The 2500-nt window shown below is 54.7% G+C and carries 2 tRNA genes and 1 rRNA gene (1 of these 3 cut by a window edge); all 3 read left to right on the forward strand.

Going from position 1 to position 2500, the window contains the following annotated elements:
• Positions 1–106 precede the first annotated feature (106 nt).
• A tRNA-Ile gene (locus tag LZ199_RS45740) sits at positions 107–183 on the forward strand.
• 60 nt (positions 184–243) lie between these two features.
• Positions 244–316, forward strand: a tRNA-Ala gene (locus tag LZ199_RS45745).
• Positions 317–588: 272 nt separating this feature from the next.
• A 23S ribosomal RNA gene (locus tag LZ199_RS45750) occupies positions 589–2500 on the forward strand (it continues 1052 nt past the right edge of the window).

Genomic DNA, 2500 nt, shown 5'->3' on the forward strand with positions numbered 1-2500 from the left:
CTTCTCTGGGCTTGCTGTTTGGTTTTGAAGGACTGAGTGCGCGAGAAAGACGCGGCACCAGCTCTTTGAGAATGAAGGATGCTGTAGAATCGACGCGGTAGCTCCTGGGCCTATAGCTCAGCTGGCTAGAGCGCGCGCCTGATAAGCGCGAGGTCGGTGGTTCAAGTCCACCTAGGCCCACCATTTCCGCAGGCGAAAGCCTGGGCAACGGTGACGCACCCAGCTAAATTGGCCCGGACACACGGGGCTGTAGCTCAGTTGGGAGAGCGCCAGCTTTGCAAGCTGGATGTCGTCGGTTCGATTCCGATCAGCTCCACACAAGTTTTCCCGAAGTCAGGGAAACGTTCTTTGACAAGTGCATACGAAGGGTAAGTTGCAATTTCTGCTGAGTAACAAGTTCTCGCAGAAGGCGCGCAACTCCCCACCAAAACCGACGCCGTGAGGCGAAGGGGGGGTGTGAGAGGGTTGGCGCTAACTACAAGCGTAGAGTGATTTTTTCCGGGCCTGCTGCGAAGAGCAGGGGTCTGGGCCTTGGTTTCGAGTTTCGACAATCCGCCGGGAGGCGGGCGTTAGACAAGAGATTAGGGCAAGTAAGCTACTAAGGGCGTGCGGTGGATGCCTAGGTGCCAAGAGGCGATGAAGGACGCGGGTGGCTGCGAAAAGCTTCGGGGAGCTGTCAACCAAGCGTTGATCCGGAGATGTCCGAATGGGGAAACCCAGCACTGCGAATAGCGGTGTTACCTCCTACTAAATACATAGGTAGGCAGGAGCTAACCAGGGGAAGTGAAACATCTCAGTACCCTGAGGAAGAGAAAACAATGAGTGATTCCCAAAGTAGCGGCGAGCGAAATGGGAACAGCCCAAACCGATGTCACGCAAGTGGCAGCGGGGTAGAGGGTCCACGGTAGGACTTTGACTGGCTAGCGGAAGTCTCTGGAAAGAGACACCAAAGGGCGTGATAGTCGCGTACGCGAAAGCCGGTTGGAGCTGAGTGGGTTACCCAAGTAAGACGGGACACGTGCAATCCTGTCTGAATCAGCCGGGACCATCCGGTAAGGCTAAATACTCCTTGGCGACCGATAGTGAACAAGTACCGCGAGGGAAAGGTGAAAAGAACCCCGGCAAGGGGAGTCAAAAGAACCTGAAACCGCATGTCTACAAGCAGTCCGAGCACTACGGCGCAAGCCAGTGCGAGGGCGTACCTTTTGCATCATGATTCGGCGACTTAATATACGTAGCGAGGCTAAGCCGTTAGGTGGAGCCGGAGCGAAAGCGAGTCCTAAAAGGGCGAATTAGTTGCGTGTATTATAACCCGAAGCGGGGTGATCTACACATGGCCAGGTTGAAGTGCGGGTAACACCGCATGGAGGACCGAACTCATGAAAGTTGAAAATTTCTGAGATGAGCTGTGTGTAGGGGTGAAAGGCCAATCAAACTCCGTGATAGCTGGTTCTCCCCGAAAGATATTTAGGTATCGGCTCGGGCAATTCAATACTGGAGGTAGAGCACTGGAACGGCTAGGGGTCTCACCAGATTACCAAACCGTACCAAACTCCGAATGCCAGTAATTGTTAGCCCGGGACGCAGTCAGTGGGTGATAACGTCCATTGGCAAGAGGGGAATAACCCAGACCGACAGCTAAGGTCCCCAAATCTAGTCTAAGTGAACACTAGAAAGGATGTGGCAGGTCATTGACAACCAGGAGGTTGGCTTAGAAGCAGCCATCCTTTAAAGAAAGCGTAATAGCTCACTGGTCAAGACAGGCCGCGCCGAAAATGTAACGGGGCTCAAGACTAGTACCGAAGCTTCGGGTCACACGCAAAACGTGTGGCGGTAGGGGAGCGTCCCAGTTGCAGCGAAGGTCGACCGAAAGGGCGGCTGGAGCGGCTGGGAGTGCTGATGCCGAAATGAGTAGCGATAAAGGGGGTGAGAAACCCCCTCGCCGTAAACCCAAGGTTTCCTGGGTCAAGTTAATCTTCCCAGGGTTAGCCGGAACCTAAGTCGAGGCCGAAAGGCGTAGATGATGGAAAGCAGGTTAATATTCCTGCGCCATCTTGTAAGCGTTGAACTAAGGGAGGACGGAGAAAGCTAGACGAGCTGACCGGCGGTTGTGTCAGTCCAAAGGCGTAGGGGTGTCGCGTACGATTAAAGGCGCGGCAGCTATCCCCGAGACCCCATGGCGCCCCGTAAGGGGTAAGTCGTTGATGCTCTGCTTCCAAGAAAAGTCCCGTAGGGAGCTTGCAGGGTGTCCGTACCGTAAACCGACACAGGTGGGTGAGGAGAAAATCCTAAGGCGCTTGAGAGAACTCTCCTCCAAGGAACTAGGCAAATTTCCACCGTAACTTCGGAAGAAGGTGGGCCTCTGGTAGGTGAAGGCGTACAGCCGGAGCCGAGAGAGGTTGCAGAGAAATGGCGGTAGCGACTGTTTACCAAAAACACAGGACTCTGCGAAGGCGACAAGCCGACGTATAGGGTCTGACTCCTGCCCGGTGCTGGAAGG

The sequence above is a fragment of the Myxococcus qinghaiensis genome, from assembly GCF_024198215.1.
Classification (GTDB): domain Bacteria; phylum Myxococcota; class Myxococcia; order Myxococcales; family Myxococcaceae; genus Myxococcus; species Myxococcus qinghaiensis.